The organism is Candidatus Hakubella thermalkaliphila, assembly GCF_013281975.1.
GTDB lineage: Bacteria > Actinomycetota > Humimicrobiia > Hakubellales > Hakubellaceae > Hakubella > Hakubella thermalkaliphila.
In genome coordinates, this window is sequence record NZ_BLRZ01000022.1 from 1 (window position 1) to 20816 (window position 20816).

The following is a 20816-nucleotide window of genomic DNA, read 5'->3' on the forward strand; positions in this document are numbered from 1 at the left end:
CTGCGAAGAAACATCTACGGTCACCACATCCCTGGAACTATGGGCCTGTGTTGAGCGTAGCAGAAGCGAAATCCCCAGTCAAGATGTTCTCAAAAATTCGTCACCATAAGCGCTTTTGGGGCGCCCGGCCTCTTCATTTTACGCTCGTTCTACGGCCTTTTTGGCCCCTTGCGGCCCCAAAAAATACCCCAAAAAGCGGGGTTCTGCGGAACTTGGGTTAGTTATTACCGACGAGGAACTAGAGGAGGGGCTTTCCATTTTGGAGAAAGGCCTGAGAGATCTAGAGGAGGTGCCCTAAGAAGTTATAAGAGAAGGAGTTTTACTTTCTGTGAAGACCTGCTTTATATGAATGGAGGTTATGCCGGTGTCCTAAGAAGTTAAGAGAAGGAGTTTTACTTTCCTTACTCGTGGGTGCAAAGTAAGGAAAACCACCTTTCAAACTAATTCGTCATTATGGTCTCATCACCCACGAACCATGATAACATGAAACCTTCATGCCACATGTGGCACAAAGGAGCATGAAAATTAACGCATTTTCAGAGGAAAATGCTGGCTATTTTCTACCTGCTGATTAAAAAACAGAGAGGTATACATGGATGGGTTCTTCAATTCGCTTTTGCGGGTAGATTTAACCAATCAGACCTACCGCACGGAAGAAATCTCAGATCAGGTTCTTCAAACCTATCTGGGGGGTAAAGGCATGGCAACTTACTTAATGCTAGAGGAGATCAAGAGCGAAGTCGATCCTCTGTCCAGCGAGAATAAGTTAATCTTTGCCACCGGGAGCGCTTCCGATACCAAAATCCCTGGTTCTGCTAAATATGGGGTGTTTAGTAAATCTCCCTTAACTGGGATCTATGGTGAGTCTTACTCTGGAGGAAGGCTAGCCCCTCAACTAAGTAGGACTGGATATGATGCTATTATCTTTGAGGGTGTCTCTAAAGCTCCAGTTTTCCTGGAAATTTCTGATCAGGAAGTGAAATTTCATGAGGCTTCCCATCTGTGGAGCAAAGATACCTATGCTACCGAGGACTCGGTGCTAAAGGAAGTAGGCATTCCCCAGGCCCAGGCAGTAGTGATCGGACCAGCCGGCGAGAACCTGGTCCGCCTGGCCTGTTTAGAGAATAACTACTGGTGCTCGGCTGGAAGATGTGGCCTGGGGGCAGTAATGGGTTCCAAGAAACTAAAAGCTATAGTTTTTCATGGAAAGAAGAAAAGAAAAGTAGCCCACGAGGAGATTCTAAGAAGCTACATCAAAGATTTCGTGGCCAAAGCTAAAGACAATTCTGGGGTGCTTGCTTATCGAGAGCTAGGTACTCCTATGTTGGTAGCCATAACTAACGCTGCTGGGGCGTTTCCCACCCGGTATTGGTCCAAAGGCTTCTTTGAGGATTGGGAGAAAATAAGTGCAGATACTCTCCTCAGGGATTTGGAAGTAAAGCCCCGGGCTTGTGCTCACTGCTTTATAGCCTGTAGAAGGTTTAGTCGAGTGAAAAAAGGCAGACATAAAGGGCTGGTAATAGATGGGCCAGACTATGAAACTATTTATGCTTTTGGTGGCCTTTGTATGATTAACAGCCTGGAGGAAATAGCTTATTTGAACGATCTTTGTGATCGTCTGGGAATGGACACCATCAGTACCGGCAACCTGGTAGCTTTCACTATGGAAGCCTCCCAGAGAGGAGCTTTGGACTATCGCCTGAACTATGGAGATGCCGAAGGTGCTGCTGAATTGGTTCAAGCTATCGCTCAAAGGGAGGGTTTGGGAGCCATCCTGGCCGAGGGCATAAGGTCAGCCAGCAGGCAGCTTAAACTTGAGGATCTGGCTATTCACGTGAAGGGCCTGGAGCCGGCTGGTTATGATCCCAGGGTATTAAAGGGAATGGCTTTGGCTTATGGAACATCTGATCGAGGAGCCTGCCACCTCAGGGCTACCGTATATAAGCCCGAACTAGCCGGTATGGTGGATCCTGGCACGGTGGAGGGCAAGGCGGAGCTGTTAGTGGATTACGAGGATAGACATACCCTCTTTGATACTTTAATCCTTTGCCGGTTTTTCAGGGATCTGGTTTCCTGGGAGGACTTAAGTACCATCTACCGCATGACTACAGGTCTTGAATTAGACAAGAAGGATTTAAAGAAGATTTGCTCTAATATTATGGATGCCACTCGGAGGTTTAACTTAAGAGAAGGGGTAACCAGGGAGGATGATTTATTGCCCTCCCGCCTGTTCAGGGAATCTCTTGGAGAAGGTGAGGCTATCAAAAGAGAGGATTGCGAGCGAATGCTGGGTGAGTATTATCAATTAAGGGGTTGGGACCAAGAAGGTAGGCCCAGGGAGTTGGCAATATAATATAAATTGGGGTATGCACCTGATGGCCCTTTGCAGAATTTTATGGGCGCAGCGCACCACTTTGGCTGCGTTTTGGCCGCGATCACACCACACAGCGCCTGCTTTCGGTGCGAAGCCCATGCCGTCACCTCACAAGGTCAGTCATGTGCATAGCCCAATAATATAAATGAGCAATACCCTTGCCAACTGCGAGAAGAAGAGATAAGTACTAAGTGGAGCATGCTCTAGAAAAAGGGAGAGGTTATGGCTAAGGAAGTAACCGAAGAGGAGCTTTTGGCTAAGGCGGCTAAGCCAGGTCAAGAGGCCATGAAGTTGCACCCTTTTTACAAAGGCAAGCTAGCCGTAATTCCCAAGTGCGCGATCCGGACTGTGGAGGATTTTGCCATCTGGTATACCCCGGGGGTGGCCGCCCCCTGCCGGGACATCCAGGCCCATCCCGAGACTGTGTTTGAGCACACCAATAAAGGCAATTTGGTGGCTATTGTTTCTGATGGGAGCCGGGTTTTGGGTCTGGGTGACATTGGCCCTGAGGCGGCCATGCCAGTAATGGAGGGCAAGGCCATTCTCTTTAAATACCTGGGAGGGGTGGATGCCTTCCCCATCTGCCTGGACACCAAAGACCCCGATGAGATCATTCAGGCCGTCAAATGGCTAGAGCCCACCTTCGGAGGGGTGAACCTGGAAGACCTGGCTCAACCTAAATGTTTTTACATCCTGGACACCCTTCGAAAAGAGGCCCGGATTCCAGTTTGGCATGATGACCAGCAGGGAACCGCTGCGGTAACTCTGGCCGCTTTAATCAACGCCCTCAAAGTGGTGGGAAAAGAAATGGGCCAGGTGAAACTGGCCATGATTGGGGCTGGGGCGGCCAACATTGCCATTACCAGGATACTGATGGCTGCGGGAGTTGATCCAGAGAAAGTGGTGATGGTGGATAGCCAGGGGACCCTTCATGCTGGAAGGACGGACCTGAAGGAAAAATTCAAGGAGAAGTGGCACGTCTGTCAGGCAACCAATGCTGAGAAGATCAAAGGAGGCATCCCGGAGGCTTTGAAAAACGCCGATGTGTGTATTGCTCTTTCCAAGCCTGGCCCGGGCACCATCAAGAAGGAATGGATCCGGGCCATGGCTAAAGATGCGGTAGTTTTTGTCTGTGCCAATCCCATTCCTGAAATCTGGCCCTGGGAGGCCAAAGAAGCCGGGGCGCGGGTGGTGGCCACCGGTCGCTCTGATTTTGCCAACCAGGTCAACAATTCCCTGGGTTTTCCAGGCATTTTCCGGGGGACCCTGGATGTCCGAGCCACCACGATTACGGATGAAATGTGCATCGCCGCAGCTCAAGAGTTGGCCCGGTGCGCCGAAGATAAAGGGATTAGTGAAGATTATGTGATTCCTACCATGGAGGAGTGGGAGGTCTATCCCAGAGAGGCGGTGGCCGTAGCCAAGAAAGCCATGGAGCAAGGGGTGGCCCGCCTAAAGGTGCCAGAGAAAGAGCTCTATGAAAACGCCCTGAGCCTAATCAAACGTTCCCGTGACCAAATACAGATCTTGATGAAAGAGGGGCTAATTCCCCTACCGCCTGAAATATAATTGCAAAAGGAATCGCCCATGCACCGCGGCGCACCACGTCGCATGAAAATTGTGTTATTTTCAAGGGAGAGCAAAAATGAGAGAGGTCCCCATAGATAAAATAATAGAGGTGGTAAGGGGACTTTTTATAGCAGCCAACACCCAGCTTGGCCAAGACATTGTTGAGGCCTTGGACCGGGCCCTGGAGAAGGAAGAATCTCCTATCGGAAAGGAAGTCTTAGTCGAACTTAAGGAAAATGCCGAGATTGCCAGAAGAGAAGAGGTTCCTATTTGTCAGGATACCGGGCTTGCGGTACTGTTTGTGGATTTAGGGCAGGACGTCCATATTGTGGGAGGAGATTTTATTGAGGCAGTGAATGAAGGAGTCCGGAGGGGATACCAGGAAGGGTACCTTAGGAAATCGGCCTGCCATCCCTTCTCGCGGAAGAACACAGGAGACAATACGCCAGCGATCATTCATGTAAACATTGTGCCAGGTGATAGGATCAAGATAGCGGTGGTCCCAAAAGGTGGGGGCAGTGAGAACATGAGCCGGGTGGCCATGCTGACACCTGCTGTGGGAGCTAAGGGAGTGATTGATTATGTGGTGCAGACGGTAGAGGAATCCGGCCCCAACCCTTGTCCACCCCTTGTTGTGGGTGTTGGTATTGGGGGGAGCCTGGAAAAGGCTACCCTTATGGCCAAGAGATCCTTGTTGAGACCGTTGGACAGCCAAAATCCTGATCCAGAATTGGCAAAGATGGAAGAAGAGATCTTGAGCAGGGTCAATAAATTGGGGATTGGGCCACAGGGGTATGGGGGGCGAATTACTGCTCTGGGTGTTCATATAGAGATGGCCCCCTGCCATATTGCCAGCTTGCCTGTGGCAGTGAATATTCAGTGTCATGCGGCAAGACATAAAGAGGCTGTTATTTAGAATAGGGAGATCGTTCCGATCTAGTGCGGGTAGAACGAACTAGAAACGCACTTAACAAGGAAATATAGTGAAATTATCTTTATGGGCTATGCCCTTTACTCCACAGACCACAACATCAAGTAGTTCGGGATGATCTTGAACATCAACTGGTGGGGCTTGGGGGTGTCAAGTGCATACCCAATTATCTTTTTTGCACAAAAAGATAAGAGGTTTCCGTGGCTAAGAAGTATCAAGCTCTCTCAGAAGTTAGGATTGGAATAGGACCAATAGTTAATCAACACCATTCGCGGTAGTTTTAGGGAGACAAATATGGCTGAGCCTGTTAGATTAACTACCCCCTTAAAAGATGAAGATGTGGAAAAATTGAAGATCGGCGATAAAGTTCTTTTAAACGGCGTTATCTACACCGCCCGAGATGCCGCCCATAAACGCCTTTTCGATCTGGTCAATGAAGGTAAAGAATTACCCATTGAGATCAAAGGCCAGATTGTTTATTATGTCGGCCCCTCGCCAGCCAAACCAGGTCAGTCCATCGGTTCAGCAGGCCCCACCACCAGTTGCCGGATGGATAGCTACGCTCCCAAGTTGATGGCCCTGGGGCTAAAAGGGATGATTGGTAAGGGCATGCGCAATCAAGAAGTAATCGAGGCCATGAAAAAATACAAAGCGGTCTATTTTGGGGCTACCGGGGGAGCCGCAGCCCTGATAGCCAAAACTATTAAAAAGGCTGAGGTAGTAGCCTATGAAGACCTGGGACCGGAAGCCATTCACCGCCTGGAGGTAGAAGATTTTCCAGTGGTGCTCATCAATGACATCTATGGTAATGACCTTTATGAGGAGGGGGTGAAACGGTATAGGATAGAGGATTAACCCTACAGCGATACTTAAGAATCTTGGTTCAATATGTAGGGCAATTTCTTTCATTGAACCACAACATATTGTATGTATTCAGGTAAATGACGTTGTAGGGTGAAGTTAAAGCTAAGAATTGTCCTATGGTTACGGACTCACCATTGGATTGGGCGCCATTTCTTCCTCCAGGGAGGCAAGGGGGGAGGATGTTAGACTTGTTGATAGCCTATTTGGATTCTTTGTTCAGTATGTACAAAAATGTAGCTAAAATTTGAAACACTATGCCGATGGTTTTTCTCTTGTTGCTATGTTACATATGTTATAGGTAGATTGTATATTCAAAATGTAGCTTTCGTCCCAAAGCGCAAAAGCTAACAGGTGTGGTTCTTCGGAAGGTGTGCCAGACCTGGTTGAAATCTGAACTACCGGCTCCCCAAATGGTAAGAGTTTTGGTTAATAAGACCACTGTAATACCAAGAAAGGAGGAGTAGATCTAAAAATGGAGAACGATATTATTGAGGTATTTGTAACAGCTAACTGGATCTTAGGCATCATTGCTGTCTACCTTGTTGTGATCATTGGTATGGGCCTTTATTTTAGTCGCCGTATTCAAGAATCCATTGACCTTACCTTAGCCGGGAGAAAGTTAAGCTATATTTACACAGTAGCCTCTACTTTAGCAATGTGGATCTGCGCTGGGGCTATGATGGGGGCAGCTGGTTATGCCTACCTTTTTGGTATGCAGGGAATAATATTTGACCCCTGGGCGGCTGCTCTCACCATAGTGCTCGTTGGTCTTTTCTTCGCCCACCGTCTTCGCCAGGCCAAATATGTTACCGTAACGGAGTTTTTCAATGCTCGCTACAATAAACTTATGGGCTTCCTCTACAGCATAATACAGATTCTTGCAGGCATAGCCTGGCAGGGTGGGCAGGTAATGGCCCTGGGGATTGTGGTATCACTGACTACTGGTTTTCCCAGAGATCTCACTGTTATTATTGCCGGGTCGGTCATTATTATCATCACTGTGTTAGGGGGGTTATGGGCTTTGTCGCGGGTTGATGCTCTAAATATAGCCCTCATTATTGTAGGTTTGCTGATGATCTTGCCTATGGCTATAGATAAGGCAGGAGGACTATCTCATTTTGTTGCCACTGCTGAGAACTGGGCGGAGCTACCTACCTGGGCTATGGTGCCTGTAGATCCTGAAATAGGAGGGTACCTCTGGTATACAGGAATTTTGGCCATCTTCTATTATATTGCTGCTTGGGCTGCCCTTGGCTTAGGAGATACAAACAGTCAGGCGCTCTTGCAACGAGCTCTTGCCACTAAGGATGAAAAGACTGCTGTGACCAGCTTTTTATCAAGCGGAGTGCTTTATCTGCTGCTGGGGCTCGTTCCGGTGATCGTTGGAATCAGTGTGTTTACCATCGGAGTGGAAGTCAGTCCAGATAAAGCTGATCATGTGCTGGCCTGGGCTGCCTATAATTTTCTGCCACCCTGGCTGGGAGTAATCTTTATGGTTACTCTTTTCGCTGCCATCGTGAGTACGGCGGGCAATCTTTCTCTCAGTATTGCTACCCTATTCACACATAATGTTTATCAGGAACTTAGACCTGTAGCTACTGATAGGGAAATGTTAACGGTGGTGAGAATTGCCATCGCAGTTGGCCCTATTCTGGCCATGATCATCGCCATTTACTTTGAAGCCCTTTACAAGTTGATCATCTTCTCTGGCGCCATCGGATTGGCTACAGTTTTCGCTTCTTATGTCTTCGGGCTTTTCTGGAAGAAGGCCAATACCATCGGTGCGATAAGCTCCTACTTCGCCGGTATGGTGTCCTGGGTTATCTCTTTTCTTTTGGTGTTTCCTACCGCCATAGAAGCAAATACCGGTATTCTAGCGGAAGGGGAGGTTTACTGGGAATGGGCGATAGCTGATGCAGTTTTTATTTCTTTGACCCCAGCAACTATTATTAGTATTGTAACTTTAATCGTTGTATCGCTGGTAACTCAAAAAATCGCTCCACCCAAGCCAATGCTCAGTAGAAGCGGCGAAAACATGGAAAAGGTACCAAAGTTCTTCTGGTCAAAATGAGCTCAAATGGTAGGGATGAAGATCTCCGCCAGCCTTTTTGTGCAAGTTATAACCGTAGCAAAGGAGGCGGTTATTTATGAAGGCCATTTTAATAGGAGTGGGCGGAGTAGGGACTGTTATCGCCAGGATCCTGGCCAAAACCGGAAAATTTGAACATATCGTCTTGGCCGATGTAGGGGATAAACATATAAATGAACTGGCTCGAGGACTGGGTAGTGGATTCAGTGCCCGCCTGGTTGATGCCAGCAGTGTAGACAATCTCATGGAAGCCGTGGAAGGGATAGATCTGGTCATAAATGCTACTCTGCCAAGGTACAACCTCAATATCATGGATGCTGCCCTGGCTGCCAGAGCTCACTACCTGGACCTGGCTTCCCAGGGCCCGGTCCACCTGCCCGGAATCATCACTATTCAAGATCAGATAAAAGAGTATGATGAAAAGTTTAAGGCCATTGATCGCTCTGCTTTTTTATCTACAGGAATTGACCCAGGTGCTACCAATGTCTTTGCCCGCTATCTGGCAGATCAGATGGATACTGTAGATGATGTCTTGATTCGGGATGCTGATGTCTCCACTGTTCAAGGTTTCAAATTTGCTCTCTCTTTTTCTCCTGATACAGCCATTGAGGAGTGTCTCGAGCCCTACTTAAGTTACGAAAATGGCAGGTTTGTCCAGGGCGAACCTCTTTCCGCCCAAGAGGAATTTACCTTTCCGGAGCCTATAGGTAAACAGAAAGTTTACTATGTTTCCCATGAAGAAGTGGGCACTCTGCCTCTCCATCTGGGCAGGCAGATAAAAAACTGCAATTTCGGATATGCTCTACCGGATGAGTTGGTTAATGTTTTAAAGGTTTTGCAACTACTTGGTTTAGATGGCGCGGAACCTGTTGAGGTTAAAGGGGTAAAAGTAGCTCCCCGAGATGTGGTAACTGCTCTTTTACCCACACCCCTGGAGTTAAGCGGGAAGATTAAGGGCTACACTTGCGTAGGGACCCTGGTACGGGGAACCATAGGCGGGGAAAAAGTAGAGAAGTTCATGTACTCTCTAGAAAGTCACGAAGATGCTTACCTTAAGTTTAAAACGCAGGGTACCTCTTATCAAACAGCAGTACCTGCTGCTGTGGCAGCCGATCTTTTTGCCGAAGGGTTGATCATGCAGCGGGGAGCCTTTCCTGCGGAAGTGATTGACCCCAAACCTTTTGTGGAGAAGCTTTCCCAGTATGGGCTAAATATCAAGATTGAAGACCGCAACCCTGTCCAAGCCGGTGGGCATTAGACCCAGAACCTCAGCACATTAAAGAAAGGACTTTTGTAAAGGTCTTTGAGGAAGCATTAGAGGACCTGAAGTACTTCTTAGGTCTATTTGAGCCTTACTAAAGGGGAGGTATCCCATGTATCTCTATGCCGGTAAAATTGCCAAAGCGGATCTGACCCAGAAGAAGATCACCATCGAGGAGACCAACCGGGATTGGATCGACCAATATGTCGGAGGAATGGGATTGGGATTCCGTTATTTCTTTAGCCAGGTCCGACCTGATGTCGATCCTCTATCTCCCCAAAACGCTATGGTTTTTATGAACGGTCCTCTGGCAGAGAGCATGGCTCCCCTGAGTTGCCGCCTTCCTATGGTTTCAAAATCCCCCCAAACGGGAACCATTTTTGAATCCAACGTGGGAGGGGCCATTGCTGCGGAACTCAAATATGCTGGCTATGACGGAATTATCATCAAGGGAAAATCAGACCAACCGGTCTATATCGCCATCAAAGACGACCGGGTCGAGATCAAGGATGCCCAGGGGCTTTGGGGCAAGGGTATCTTTGAAACGGAAGAAAAACTGAAGAGTCTGGAAAAGGATGAGGAGGTCAAAAGCTTCGTCATCGGACCTGCTGGAGAGAACCTGGTACCTATGGCCTGTATCGGAACGGAAGCCTACCGGCAGCTGGGCCGAGGAGGGACCGGCGCCATCATGGGAAGCAAAAATCTCAAAGCCATCACCGTACGGGGAACTCAAGGGGTCCAGGTAGCCGACATGAAAGGGTTCCTGGACTACACGTCCGAAATCTTCCAGAGTAACCTTCTTACGGTGGATAACCTCTGGGCTCATACCGATGGAACTCCAGCATTCGTGGCCTCGACCAATGATATGGGAATCCACCCCACCCTCAACTTCCAGCAGGGGACCTTTGAACACTGGGAAAAAATTGATTCAGTCGCCGTGAAGTCGATTAAGAGGAGGGCCCGGGCCTGCAGAAGCTGCCCCATGGCCTGCGGAAATTTTGTCCGAACTGAAAAGGTGATGGTGGAAGGCCCTGAATATGAGACCCTGGCCCTTGCTGGTTCCAACTGTGGCATCTCCAACATCGAAGCAGTGGCCCAGTTCAATGAGATCTGCGATGATCTTGGCCTGGACACCATATCCACGGGCAACATCATTGCCTTTGCCATGGAGATGACCGAAAAGAAGATCTACGACTTTGGGGTGACCTTCGGAGATGAAGATAATTATTTAAGAATTCCCAAGGAAATTGCTACCTTGAGTGGTCGAGGAAAAGAGATGGCTCAGGGTGTTCGCTCCATGGCTGCCAGGTATGGGGGCAAGGAATTTGCTATGGAGGTCAAAGGTCTGGAGATGCCGGGCTATGAGCCCAGGGGTAATTGGGGTATGGGACTTGCCTATGCCACTTCCGAGCGGGGAGCCTGCCACCTGAGAGCATTTACTGCCTTCAGCGAAACTCCTTATGATCTTGCAGCCATGGCTCAGGAGGTGGTTTCGCAACAAAACTTTAACAGCGTGAAATGGTCGATGTGCTTGTGTGATTTCTGGGGCACGGTCAACACGGAAATTATGTCCCAGTTTTTGAAATTCGGCCTGGGAAAGAACATCTCCGCTGAGCAACTGGATCAAATAGGGGAGAGGATCTGGAACTTATCCAGGATCTTCAACCTGCGGGCAGGCATGAAAAAAGTTGATGATGACCTTCCCCCCAGGATCAAAAAAGATCCCCTAATAGGAGGAAGGGCCCAAGGTAAGGTGCTTTCGGAGGAAGATTTGGAAACCATGCTTCAGACTTACTATGAGCTCCGGGGATGGGATAAAGAAGGTGTTCCCACTCAGAAGAAACTTAGCTCTCTAGGCCTGGCTGATCTTTAGAGCTATAAAGGAGAAAAATCATGCAGAAGTTCTTAATTTCCCACATCGAAAAATGTACCGGCTGTGCCCGATGTCTTCTTGTCTGCTCAGCACTGAAGGAAGGACAGTTTATCCCCTTTAAATCCCGTGTCCATTTTGTCAATTTTGCGAGAGATGGATTTTCTGTACCGAATATATGTTTCCATTGTGAAGAGCCTGCCTGTCAGGAGGCCTGCCCGGTAGAGGCGATCAGTCGAGATGAGTGGGGAGCAGTGGTGGTGGATGATGACACCTGTACGGGGTGTGATGAATGTGTGGATGCCTGCCCATATGGCATGATAGATCTCAACGGCCACGGCCTGGCCTATAAGTGTGATTTGTGCAGTGGTGACCCTGAATGTGTAAAGGTGTGCCAACCTCAGGCAATTGTCTACGCGGTGTTGGATGAGGAAGCAAGCCATAACCGAATCTTTCTTATGAAACAACAATTCAAGGAAGGCATGGCCAAGCAAAAACGGCTATCTTTTGCCCATGCCCTAAAGGGCATGTATGGTTAACGAAGCTGTGAGACTGTTTATCATCAATATCCAATCAACCTGGTCAAGAGGAGGCTACACATGCTTGAGGACGCACTGGCCTATTCGCGACGCTGGCTGGAGATCATTCACAAGCCTGAAGTCACCCCGGCCGAGGGCGAGGGAATCATCCGCGAGTCACTCTCTAACTTCGCCGAGCACTTCAACCGGGGCTGGCTGGAATATCGCAAGTCGGTGACTGAGGCCGGCGCCTGGGCTGCCACGGAGTGGACCGGCTCTGGCGCGGTCTTCCGCGACGTGCTGGGGCGTGAGTACATAGACTGCCTGGGTGGGTATGGGCTGCTGGACCTGGGTTGGTTGCACCCGAAGGTAGTGGACACGGTGCGTGCTCAACTGGCCCGCACGCCCATGCCCAGCCAGGAATTGATCGATCCATTGCGCGGGGTGCTGGCCCGGCTGATGGCCCAGATCACCCCTGGCGACATCAAGTACAGTTTCTTCGCCGCCAGCGGCACGGAGGCCGTCGAGGGCGCCATCAAGGTGGCCAAGATGTACACCCGCAAGCCCGGCTTCATCGTGGCGGTCAACGCCTTCCACGGCAAGACCATGGGCTCATTGAGCATGCTGGGCAAGTCAGACTATCGCGCCCCAGTCATGCCCCTGTACGCTGGCCCAGTGTATCACGTGCCCTATGGTGACGCCAACGCGGTAGAGCGTCAATTAGCTATCTGCCAGAAGGTTGGCGTAGATATCGCTGCGGTACTAATGGAGCCGATTCAGGGCGAGGCCGGGGCTATCGTTCCTCCGGACGACTTCTGGCCACGCCTGCGCGAGCTGTGCGATCACTATGGCGTGTTGCTTATCGCCGACGAAGTGCAAACCGGTATGGGCCGTACTGGCAAACTGTGGGGCGTGGATCACTGGAACGTGGCGCCGGATATCCTGGCAGTAGGCAAGTCGCTGGGCGGAGGGGTGATGCCCGTTAGCGCGTTTTGTTCCACCGAAGAGATCTGGCAGGTGATGATGGAGCCCAACCCGTTTATTCCACACCACCACCACGGGTGGCGGGCCGTTGGCCTGCTCGGCGGCCATCGCGGCGATCAATGTAACCCTGGAAGAACGGCTGTGGGAGCAAGCGGCCGAAAAGGGCACCTACTTTAAAAGCAAACTCCAGGAGCTGGCCACGCAGTATCCGCAGATTTATAAAAACGTCACCGGCAAGGGCCTGCTGATCGGCCAGCACTTCCACAATCCTGAGACAGGCTACAAAGTGGCGGCCGGACTGTTCAAGCGGGGGGTGTTGGTGGCTGGCACACTGACCAGCGCACACACCATTCGCATGGAGCCGCCGTTGATCAATCACCTATGATCAAATCAACGAGGTGCTCAACCGGCTATCTGATACCCTGACTGAGGTGGCCAGGACGCTGTAGTCAGTACATCACGGTTTGGCGTAGGAGATGTATTTAGTCTACTACTTAACACTACAACGTCATTTACCTGAATACATACAGGAATCGCCCATGCGCCGCGGTGCACCACGTCGCATGAAAATTGTGTTATTTTCAAAGGAATCGCCCATGCGTCGCGGCGCACCACGTCGCATGAAAATTGTGTTATTATTTTCAAGGGAGAGGATGGGGTAGAGGCAGGGGCTTCTCTCAGACTAGGCTTCTGTCTTCAACAGCCACAAGAAGAGCGGAGCCGGGATGACCCGGACCTGGTCATCCAGATCAAGAGTTTCGCTTGAGAGAACGAGTCCCTCCCCGAATGAGTTTCGGACTACCAGTTTGTCACGCCCCGTTACGGCCTGCTGGTACTTTACCTCAACTGGGATCTTTCGGGATCCCCAGCCAGACACAAAGTCCACCTCGTTGCCTTGTCGTGATCGCCAATAGAAGAGTGACTGTGGAAGGCTGAAGGACTCTGCAATCTCTTGCTCCGCAGCTCGGTACAGGGCCATTCCCACGATATTCTCTACCATAGCAGCCATTGCTGGAGTAGGGCCTCCTGGCTGTAGAACCTTGGGGATCTCTGCAAAGAGTGGGTCAACCAGGTAGAGCTTCTTGTTCTTCTTGAGAGAGATACCTCCTCCCCCCCGGTCCCAAAAGTACACGACCAAGATGGCGAAGGCTTCAGCCAGTGCTGTCACATACCTCTGCGCAGTTTCAGCTCCTCCGACACCCATCTCCTCTGCCAGATTTCGCCAGCTAGTAGCACCGCCCAGGCTCCGAACCACTCTCTCCAGAAGCTTCACCGCAGCCAATCGGTCGTATCCTAGCCGGTCCACGTCTCCTGCAACCAGGTCCCATAACATGCGAACCGTTGCTTCTGTTACCCGTCCCGTTGACAAGTAGTCCTGGAGAGCTGCTGGGAAACCCCCGACCATGACATAGGTCTCCAGGGCACGCCGAAGATCGGACAGGTAGCGCATACCTCCACGCAGTGTATCCTCGCTATCCGAGGCCAACAACTGCTTTAGGGTGAATTGAGGCTCTGGTGGTCCAGGAACTCCTTGGGCAAGGCAGAAGTCCCGAAAGGAAAGGGGCAATATGATCTTGTCCAGGCCAATTCCACCTCCACGACGACCAGGAAGTCGTTCAGCCCCTGCACGGATATCTGCGGCGGAGGACCCGGTCAAAACGAAACAATCCTCAGCGGCGGTTGTTTGATCTCTAAGGTATTTAATGCCTTTTTGCCAGTTCGGCACCGAGGAGATCTCGTCCAAGAAAATGCACCATGGCTCTCTCTCCCTGGGAAAGAAAGCCTTGGTCTCGGTGACGATAGAGACGATGGCCTCGGCTTCCCGCTCCAGGTCCAGAGAGTAATAAAGGATCCGGGGCCACTGGCTACCTCCCTCAATAAGCCTTTGGATGAGAAACTTCACCGTGGTAGTCTTGCCAACTTGCCGTGGTCCCCGAATGGTGTAGACATATGGTTTAGTGAGGTCTACTTCGTTGAGGAGCGAGGGCGTCCAGGAGAAGGCAGCTCTTGCGGCGCGCCTGATATGCCCATCTGATGCGATGGCGTCTGGAGACCGCCACCAGGGATTTTGCTCATTGAGACGATCAATGATCAGATCAGACCCCTCCCTTTTTGGCACATAGAACTTACAAAACCTCTGGGGTTTTGTCACATAAATCGTACAAAATGTGGGGGGTCTTGTCAAGTATTCGCCATAAGCTCATCTTCAAGACGGCCAATTCTAAAATGCAGAAGCATTTAACAGTTGCCTGGCGATGGGTCAGACCATAGGGTACACAGGAGCCGTCTATCATTTCCTCATGCTATAATGGTGGCATTGAAAGTTTTATGATTTGGGTTTGGCCCAGGACAAGAATTTGAGAGGTATTTGAGAGATGAAAAAATTAACCTTGAAAAAGAATGAAGAGAGAGCCCTTAGAGTTTTAAAAGAGGAATTATCCAGAAGGTTTAATGTCATTGACCTACGCGTCTTTGGCTCAAAGGTTCGAGGAGAAGATACCCCCGAATCTGATATAGATGTGATGATTGAGCTTGATGAATACAACCCTGATATTAAATCACAGATATACGATATCGTTTTTGAGATTAATCTCGAAAATGATACCTTTATATCTACAACAATTTTCAGCAAGAAAGAGATTGAAGATGGTCCGTTGTCAGAATCACCTATTTATAAAGCAATCTTGAGAGAAGGAGCCCTTATTTAATTGCTCTCAGTAATCAAGAGCCTTAAGGCTACATAACGGATTGCCACACCAAACTTTTATCTCCTGTTCCAGACACTCCTTGCTCCCCTCTTACTCTTGCGGGCTTATCCCGATGCTTTCCAGCCACTCGATAACTTCTGCATCAAGCCTTTGTCGTTTAAACTTAAACCACCTTTCTCGATGATCAGGATAGTTTAAGAGAACGTTCTTAAATCGCCTGAAAGCACCCTTTCCGTCAAGGGCAATCCATAGCTTCTCCTGGAGTATTTCATCCTTAACGCTCTCGGCGAACTCAACCATTAAATTGTATCCCTCATAAGATGGTTTCTCCGGAATTCTCTCATAGCGCTCAGGATTTGAAAAAAGAATGTCTTCAGCTTTTTTTACGTCGTCTTTCTGCCAGCCCGGCAAATCTTCAGTCGAAAGGTCACCTTCTTCGACTCTTCTCAGGATTTCACCTGCCACTACAATCACTTCTCCCGTTTCTTTATCGAGATAAAAGTCTATCTCAAAGCGCTCCTGGTTCTCCATGCATAGGCCAATCTCTTCCAGATCTACTTTTAGCTTTTTAAGTGGAACCTTTTTCACTGAAAGACCTCCTCCACCCCTATTTTTAGAGAAGATTTGCTTGCTCTGGCAATCTCCATCTCTTCCTTTGCTCCGACAACTTTTCGGTGTTTCTAAGGCTTGGCGTACTTCTCAGGGGAGAGTTATCGATGTTGTGCTAGATGTCTTAAGCTAAATATTAGTTATCGATGTTCTACTATGGAGTAACACCTATCCCCTCAGCCCTGAGATTCTGCCATATCAGCCTTTTTCGGTGGTAAGCCTCTTTAAGGTGGGCCAGTAGATTGGTCCAAAGATCAGGACATGACATCAGCCGGGAGATTTCTACGACAATGGCACAGTAATGAGCCGCCGGGGTAGCGCGGGAAGGTTTTCCCGATTGCAGATGCTCATCCACCAGCATCTGATAGCTGGAGGCAGCCAGCCGGGCATAGTTCTCTTGTCTTAAGTCTTGAGGGTTCTTGAGGATTATGCGGAGCCAATCGTAGAGACTGCTTTGCTCTTCCTTGAGCCTTTCTCTGTGCTTAAGAAGCTTTTTATAGCCAGTGAGATCCATTCCCTCCGATAACCTGGCAACAGCGTATTTGGCAATGAGCTTTATCTCCTCCAGGTCTTTTCCTCCTTTTCCAGCATGGAATTCCTCAAGAGCTTCCTTTTCTCTCCCCTCTGCCAGGAGCAGTCTGGTTCTAAGTCCAGCCCTACCAGGCCACCCTGTGCTCTCTTTGGTCGAAGATGCTAGAAGGCGCTCAAAAACCCCACTCCAGTTGGAAAGACTCTGTGATCGCTGTTTCAGAGAGGAAAACTCTCCCGCGGCGGGGTATTTCAGGAAATAGGCAATATGTGCCTCCTGAGCTGCCAGCTTATCCCCGAGGGTATCGAGAGCCTCAATGAGCGCTCTGGCGTATTCTCCGTCATATCCAAAATGCTCGATGCCCTTCCTGGCCCAGCGGGCCACTGCTTGCCAATCCTTTTCCTCCTGGTAGTGGGCAATAACTTCCCTTAAGTAGACGGCATTTCTGGAGGCAAACTTCTCTTTGAGGGAGAGGATCTCGAGGTCATTCTTTTCAGCCGCGGCAATGGCAATCAGGCCTTCTACCTCGTGTGGACAGGACCTTTTTTCTAATCCAAGTTCCTCCTCTACTATACCAGTCAGAATCTCCTTGAGTCTTTTTCGACCTTCCGGATCCAGCGCTTCCGCCAGCCCGGTAAAACCTCCACAGTAACGGTAGTCTTTAGCCACAGAAAGAATCTCCTGGATGGCTGCATCCAGCCCAAGGTTTTCCTCGTTTTGGAGGAGGCTGACGGCATAGCTCTTTATTGCCTGAGCGAAGTTGAGCTCAATGAAGTCCTCCGGGGCACCCTGATTTCCCAGGATGTCGGTAGTCTCTCCGGCCTTTTTAAGAATGCCAAAGAGCAGGCGATATCCCTCTACCGCCTCCCGGTGTTGTCCTCCTAGAGTTAGCTTCATGACGCTCTTCATCAGGTCGGTGAAAAGCTCTATCCATTCCTCGAATTCTTCGCTGTCGCCAGAATCATCCCAGCCGTAGTAATGATCATAGTCATCCCAGGAGACAAACTCCCCAGAGCGAGAACGCTCACAGAAATCTTTTATCTCCCCGAGAAGTTCAACTCCCTCAACCTGTGAAGATTGCTCCTGTGGGTACTGGGGTAGGTGCGCCGCCACCCACTTTTTCTGCTGATGATAAGGAAGTCCCTCCAGAAACCCAGCCAGCTCTTCGGCCAGCTCTTCCTTGCTTAGCTTAAGAAGAGCCTCCTTGTTGATAATGTCCGACCTGTCCATAAACTATCTCCTCAACTATAGTAAGTATAAAGAAGCTTGATCCATACAGCTCTCCCCAACCGCTTCTGGATCTCTGTAAAGAGTATCGATACGTTGTTTGCTACTTAAGCTTTTTCAAAGCTTTTATATATCTTTTAGCGTCATAGGGTTTGCCCTGGCTCATGACTTCCCATATCTCTCTCACAACAGCCTGGCCCATTATCCGCTAGCTGCATTATAGGCAGTTGCCGTGAAAGGAGCAAGTGTCTAATGGAAGATTGTCTCATGTTACATTTCAGCGTAAGTGTCCCTTGTGGTAAAGCCAGTCGCAAGTCGTATTTCTTTAGATGAATAACAACCGTGTTCCTGATGCCCCTGCTTGAGGATGCTCTCATGGGAGATGCACAGGCCGGGGGTATTCTTGAAGGATTCCACAGCCATATTTCTGGGCCGTCTCAGCGATCACTCGGCTGGATCTCGGGGGACTCCTTTTCCTCGTTGCGTTTTTGGACGCTATGGCGGATGTAAGAAAAGGTGGTATGAGTAGACATTCAAAATCCTCCGGAAACGTGTTCGATTGACCTTTTCTGTCATAATCATATCGGAGAAACTTAGCAAATTATTAGGCAAAACTTGACATTTTTCGATGGAGACAAGGAGGAGGTGAAGGTAATGGGAAACAAGCACAGCAAGCCTCTTACCTTCAAGTTTGAGAAAACGGAAGAAGGTGTTTTTGTCTATTGCCCAGAACTGAACCTTTATACAGATGGGAAAGACGAGCAGGAGGCTGAAAGTCATTTAACTACCCTTGTGGTCGACTATTATCATGTTCTTGCCAAACATAGGGATTCTTTAGGGCCAGAACTAAGAAAGAACTTAACCTACTACGAAGAAAGAATTTTGCCCCTAATTTCCCGATACTGCCAGGGTTGTGTTCATAATCCTTTCGAGCAACATTCTCTCTGGAATAAACTTGCTTTTGCGCTTCGCTGGCGTTTTAGCAATCGCAAGAAGGATCAGGTCAGTTGGATTGAACCTTTAACTACAAGGAAGTCGTTTGTGCATTAAGAGCCTTAAGTGTTAGGACCAGGGAAGGTTGTTGGTGTGTGGATCCGAGATGTGCTACAAAAATCTTGCTTGCTCTCAAAAGGGAATGATGGCATAACTCTCAAAACCCAGATTTGAATCGATTTGCCGCCAGATTTAGATTCGGAGGATGGGCCAAATGCGGAAATTGGGCCCTTTTGCAGGAACGCCAATGATGCTAATATATAAATCGCAAAGGTTGAGTAGTACTGCAAAAAATCCGAAAATTCTTTACTTCTGGTAGCTTAATGGTTACATTTTGGAGTGGGAGCGCTGGCTAACAAGTTACTCCAGCAGACGGCGTGAAACGCCGCCGCTGATTTCGGGCTTATGTGCTATAATTCAAAGCGAATATTACGATAGGGGATACAAAATGACTTTGACAGAAAAAATTCTTCAACATGTTAAAGATCTGCCTGAATCATTACAGGCTGAGGTATTAGATTTTATTGAATACCTTGAATCAAGAGTCGCAAAAAGCAAAGAAGGTGTCTCAGAAACCGAATGGTCAGCACTGTCTTTATCCTTTGCAATGCGCGGCATGGAAGATGAATATTCACCCTATACACTTGGGAAGGAGGCCTAATTATGCATACAGAATACACTGCGGTAATAAAACAAAAAGGTGATTGGTGGATTGGATGGATAGAAGAGGTTCCAGGAGTTAATTCTCAAGAGCGCACCTATCAAGAGTTAATTGAAAGTCTTCAAGAAGCTCTGCGAGAAGCAATCGAATTCAACCGTAAAGATGCAATTGCTTTGGCTGGAACAGGATATAAAGAAGAAAAAATATCTGTGGCCGTATGAAAAGAAATGAACTGCTGAAGTACCTTCGTGCACACGGCTGTGAACAGATTAGGGAAGTTAGTCGGCACTCTTGGTGGTGGAATCCAAATCAAAGTAAACGCTCATCTGTGCCACGGCATACAGAAATCGATGACGATCTTGCAAGAAAAATATGCAAAGATCTTGGAATAAAACCAATAAAATAGGTTGACCTTAAAGGCTTTGAATATTTCCTTGACTCCACTGTCTTTTTAGATCCCTCAACTACCGTTATTATCATTGATGAGATTAGAAAGATGGAATGCCTATCTCCTAAGTTCAAAAACCGGATAAAGGCGATACTAGATTCTGAGAAATTAGTCCTTGCCACTATTGCCCTGAAGGGTAGCGGACTCATTGAAGAGATAAAAAGAAGACAGGATATTAAACTCTTTGAGATGACTCACGATAATAGATACTCTCTACTACTGGAAATTCTAAAAGAGACTAAGACAATATTATCCGAGATAGCTTCCCTGTGTCGTTCGACAATCCAGGATAGTTGCCCGATGATGGGTCAGAATGTGGGCCCAGAAACTGAATTCGTGTCTCAGCTCGTCTCCATCTAAAATCAGCAATGACAAGGGCAGAGCGTCTTTTGGCCTGAGTTAAATCGGAAAAGGAAACGGGACAACTACGACATGACCTTTTACAAACTTTGCCAGGTCTCATCCTCCTCTGACCTTAGCCAGTCTTTTTTAGAGAGGATTCGCTTGCTCTGGCAATCTCCATCTCTTCCTTTGCTCCGACAACTTTTCGGTGTTTCTAAGGCCTGCTGTACTTCCTTTGCCCGTGCCCTAAAGAGAATATATCGTTAACAAAGTATCCTTGAATTATCTCCGTGCCCTGGCTCTGAAGCTTTAGGCCAGGAGTTTCTCTCTAAGAGTCATGCTAGCGTAGTCTTCTGTAAACTTAGCCGCTCAACTCTCGTAAATATAAGAAGCTTGATCCATCCAGCTCTCCCCAAGCTCTCCCCAAGACTTGACACAAGATGTTGCATAGATTATAATATTCATTAATATGAATATAAACAAAGAAACAAAAACTATGGAACGAGAGCGCCAATGGCGGATATATCAGTTGCAGTCGGAGATTTGCCGGACCCTTTCCGACCCGAAAAGACTTTTAATTCTTAATGAGCTACGGGAGGGGGAAAGATCCGTCACAGAACTGGGAAGAGAGTTAGGGCTTAACCAGGCTAATGTCTCTCAGCATTTAGCTCTTCTTCGACAGGGAGGGTTGGTAAAGTCCCGCAAGGACGGAGCTAATATCTATTACTCTTTAGCTACTCCGAGAATAATAGAAGCCTGTGACATTGTTCACCAGCTTCTTGTTGAGCAAAGGAAGAGATGGAGATTGCCAGAGCAAGCGAATCCTCTCTAAAAAAGAC

At 48.6% G+C, this 20816-nt stretch carries 21 protein-coding genes; 18 read left to right on the forward strand and 3 right to left on the reverse strand.

All coding sequences use genetic code 11. From position 1 onward, the window contains the following. Nucleotides 1–592: 592 nt before the first annotated feature. The 11 genes from HW443_RS03505 (at nucleotide 593) to HW443_RS13285 (ending at nucleotide 13122) form a co-directional block, all read left to right on the forward strand. Nucleotides 593–2353 (forward strand): aldehyde ferredoxin oxidoreductase family protein, encoded by a 1761-nt coding sequence (locus tag HW443_RS03505; protein ID WP_176237907.1) that lies wholly within the window; start codon nucleotides 593–595, stop codon nucleotides 2351–2353. 243 nt (nucleotides 2354–2596) lie between these two features. Then, nucleotides 2597–3943, forward strand: a complete 1347-nt coding sequence (locus HW443_RS03510) for an NAD(P)-dependent malic enzyme (RefSeq protein ID WP_176236289.1) — start codon at nucleotides 2597–2599, stop codon at nucleotides 3941–3943. A 76-nt stretch (nucleotides 3944–4019) separates the two neighbouring features. After that, nucleotides 4020–4859 carry a fumarate hydratase gene (locus HW443_RS03515; protein WP_176235905.1) on the forward strand — a complete coding sequence of 280 codons (840 nt, stop codon included), beginning with the start codon at nucleotides 4020–4022 and terminating at the stop codon, nucleotides 4857–4859. Between the two features lie 309 nt (nucleotides 4860–5168). Further along, nucleotides 5169–5729, forward strand: coding sequence for a Fe-S-containing hydro-lyase (locus tag HW443_RS03520; protein ID WP_176235906.1), 561 nt, complete (start codon nucleotides 5169–5171; stop codon nucleotides 5727–5729). A gap of 481 nt (nucleotides 5730–6210) precedes the next feature. Beyond that, nucleotides 6211–7809, forward strand: a complete 1599-nt coding sequence (locus HW443_RS03525; protein ID WP_176235907.1) for a sodium:solute symporter family transporter — start codon at nucleotides 6211–6213, stop codon at nucleotides 7807–7809. A 76-nt stretch (nucleotides 7810–7885) separates the two neighbouring features. Next, entirely contained in the window at nucleotides 7886–9085 is a 1200-nt protein-coding gene (locus HW443_RS03530) for a saccharopine dehydrogenase family protein (protein WP_176235908.1), read from the forward strand. A gap of 115 nt (nucleotides 9086–9200) precedes the next feature. Next, complete coding sequence (locus HW443_RS03535) at nucleotides 9201–10961, forward strand: aldehyde ferredoxin oxidoreductase family protein (RefSeq protein WP_176231558.1); 1761 nt, start codon at nucleotides 9201–9203, stop codon at nucleotides 10959–10961. Between the two features lie 20 nt (nucleotides 10962–10981). Then, nucleotides 10982–11497, forward strand: a complete 516-nt coding sequence (locus tag HW443_RS03540; protein ID WP_176231557.1) for a 4Fe-4S dicluster domain-containing protein — start codon at nucleotides 10982–10984, stop codon at nucleotides 11495–11497. Between the two features lie 60 nt (nucleotides 11498–11557). After that, nucleotides 11558–12637: an aminotransferase class III-fold pyridoxal phosphate-dependent enzyme gene (locus tag HW443_RS03545; protein ID WP_308748306.1), complete on the forward strand. Its 1080-nt coding sequence runs from the start codon at nucleotides 11558–11560 to the stop codon at nucleotides 12635–12637. Then, entirely contained in the window at nucleotides 12549–12845 is a 297-nt protein-coding gene (locus HW443_RS13610; RefSeq protein ID WP_308748305.1) for an aminotransferase class III-fold pyridoxal phosphate-dependent enzyme, read from the forward strand. The genes HW443_RS03545 and HW443_RS13610 overlap by 89 nt, the downstream gene beginning before the upstream one ends. 154 nt (nucleotides 12846–12999) lie before the next feature. After that, nucleotides 13000–13122 carry a hypothetical protein gene (locus HW443_RS13285; RefSeq protein ID WP_258190449.1) on the forward strand — a complete coding sequence of 41 codons (123 nt, stop codon included), beginning with the start codon at nucleotides 13000–13002 and terminating at the stop codon, nucleotides 13120–13122. Nucleotides 13123–13142: 20 nt separating this feature from the next. Here HW443_RS13285 and HW443_RS03550 read toward each other — a convergent pair whose 3' ends face one another. After that, complete coding sequence (locus tag HW443_RS03550) at nucleotides 13143–14579, reverse strand: ATP-binding protein (RefSeq protein ID WP_176231556.1); 1437 nt, start codon at nucleotides 14577–14579, stop codon at nucleotides 13143–13145. Nucleotides 14580–14835: 256 nt separating this feature from the next. Between HW443_RS03550 and HW443_RS03555 the strand changes: the two genes are divergently transcribed. Continuing rightward, a complete protein-coding gene (locus tag HW443_RS03555) occupies nucleotides 14836–15168 on the forward strand; it encodes a nucleotidyltransferase family protein (protein WP_176229943.1) in 333 nt (110 codons plus the stop codon). Nucleotides 15169–15258: 90 nt separating this feature from the next. On the opposite strand, the gene HW443_RS03560 is transcribed toward HW443_RS03555, so the two are convergent. Then, on the reverse strand, nucleotides 15259–15756 hold the full coding sequence (locus HW443_RS03560; protein WP_176236873.1) for a UPF0158 family protein: 498 nt from the start codon (nucleotides 15754–15756) through the stop codon (nucleotides 15259–15261). A 175-nt stretch (nucleotides 15757–15931) separates the two neighbouring features. Next, entirely contained in the window at nucleotides 15932–17536 is a 1605-nt protein-coding gene (locus HW443_RS03565) for a hypothetical protein (protein ID WP_176237908.1), read from the reverse strand. 642 nt (nucleotides 17537–18178) lie between these two features. Here HW443_RS03565 and HW443_RS03570 point away from each other — a divergent pair. From HW443_RS03570 to HW443_RS03595, 6 genes are all read left to right on the forward strand, one after another. Beyond that, nucleotides 18179–18583, forward strand: a complete 405-nt coding sequence (locus tag HW443_RS03570; RefSeq protein WP_176229794.1) for a hypothetical protein — start codon at nucleotides 18179–18181, stop codon at nucleotides 18581–18583. 391 nt (nucleotides 18584–18974) lie between these two features. Further along, entirely contained in the window at nucleotides 18975–19187 is a 213-nt protein-coding gene (locus HW443_RS03575; protein WP_176229793.1) for a DUF2281 domain-containing protein, read from the forward strand. A gap of 2 nt (nucleotides 19188–19189) precedes the next feature. Next, nucleotides 19190–19408: a type II toxin-antitoxin system HicB family antitoxin gene (locus tag HW443_RS03580; RefSeq protein ID WP_176229792.1), complete on the forward strand. Its 219-nt coding sequence runs from the start codon at nucleotides 19190–19192 to the stop codon at nucleotides 19406–19408. Then, nucleotides 19405–19593: a type II toxin-antitoxin system HicA family toxin gene (locus HW443_RS13860; protein ID WP_176232148.1), complete on the forward strand. Its 189-nt coding sequence runs from the start codon at nucleotides 19405–19407 to the stop codon at nucleotides 19591–19593. The genes HW443_RS03580 and HW443_RS13860 overlap by 4 nt, the downstream gene beginning before the upstream one ends. Before the next feature lie 66 nt (nucleotides 19594–19659). Next, nucleotides 19660–19995: a nucleoside-triphosphatase gene (locus HW443_RS03590; protein WP_308751051.1), complete on the forward strand. Its 336-nt coding sequence runs from the start codon at nucleotides 19660–19662 to the stop codon at nucleotides 19993–19995. A 478-nt stretch (nucleotides 19996–20473) separates the two neighbouring features. Continuing rightward, complete coding sequence (locus tag HW443_RS03595) at nucleotides 20474–20809, forward strand: ArsR/SmtB family transcription factor (protein ID WP_176237909.1); 336 nt, start codon at nucleotides 20474–20476, stop codon at nucleotides 20807–20809. Nucleotides 20810–20816 lie beyond the last annotated feature (7 nt).

Excerpts from the sequence above, each read along its gene's own strand:
- HW443_RS03505 (WP_176237907.1), top strand. The coding sequence starts at position 593 with ATGGATGGGTTCTTCAATTCGCTTTTGCGGGTAGATTTAACCAATCAG.
- HW443_RS03510 (WP_176236289.1), top strand. The coding sequence starts at position 2,597 with ATGGCTAAGGAAGTAACCGAAGAGGAGCTTTTGGCTAAGGCGGCTAAG.
- HW443_RS03515 (WP_176235905.1), top strand. The coding sequence starts at position 4,020 with ATGAGAGAGGTCCCCATAGATAAAATAATAGAGGTGGTAAGGGGACTT.
- HW443_RS03520 (WP_176235906.1), top strand. The coding sequence starts at position 5,169 with ATGGCTGAGCCTGTTAGATTAACTACCCCCTTAAAAGATGAAGATGTG.
- HW443_RS03525 (WP_176235907.1), top strand. The coding sequence starts at position 6,211 with ATGGAGAACGATATTATTGAGGTATTTGTAACAGCTAACTGGATCTTA.
- HW443_RS03530 (WP_176235908.1), top strand. The coding sequence starts at position 7,886 with ATGAAGGCCATTTTAATAGGAGTGGGCGGAGTAGGGACTGTTATCGCC.
- HW443_RS03535 (WP_176231558.1), top strand. The coding sequence starts at position 9,201 with ATGTATCTCTATGCCGGTAAAATTGCCAAAGCGGATCTGACCCAGAAG.
- HW443_RS03540 (WP_176231557.1), top strand. The coding sequence starts at position 10,982 with ATGCAGAAGTTCTTAATTTCCCACATCGAAAAATGTACCGGCTGTGCC.
- HW443_RS03545 (WP_308748306.1), top strand. The coding sequence starts at position 11,558 with ATGCTTGAGGACGCACTGGCCTATTCGCGACGCTGGCTGGAGATCATT.
- HW443_RS13285 (WP_258190449.1), top strand. The coding sequence starts at position 13,000 with ATGCGCCGCGGTGCACCACGTCGCATGAAAATTGTGTTATTTTCAAAG.
- HW443_RS03555 (WP_176229943.1), top strand. The coding sequence starts at position 14,836 with ATGAAAAAATTAACCTTGAAAAAGAATGAAGAGAGAGCCCTTAGAGTT.
- HW443_RS03565 (WP_176237908.1), bottom strand. The coding sequence starts at position 17,536 with ATGGACAGGTCGGACATTATCAACAAGGAGGCTCTTCTTAAGCTAAGC.
- HW443_RS03575 (WP_176229793.1), top strand. The coding sequence starts at position 18,975 with ATGACTTTGACAGAAAAAATTCTTCAACATGTTAAAGATCTGCCTGAA.
- HW443_RS03580 (WP_176229792.1), top strand. The coding sequence starts at position 19,190 with ATGCATACAGAATACACTGCGGTAATAAAACAAAAAGGTGATTGGTGG.
- HW443_RS13860 (WP_176232148.1), top strand. The coding sequence starts at position 19,405 with ATGAAAAGAAATGAACTGCTGAAGTACCTTCGTGCACACGGCTGTGAA.
- HW443_RS03595 (WP_176237909.1), top strand. The coding sequence starts at position 20,474 with ATGGAACGAGAGCGCCAATGGCGGATATATCAGTTGCAGTCGGAGATT.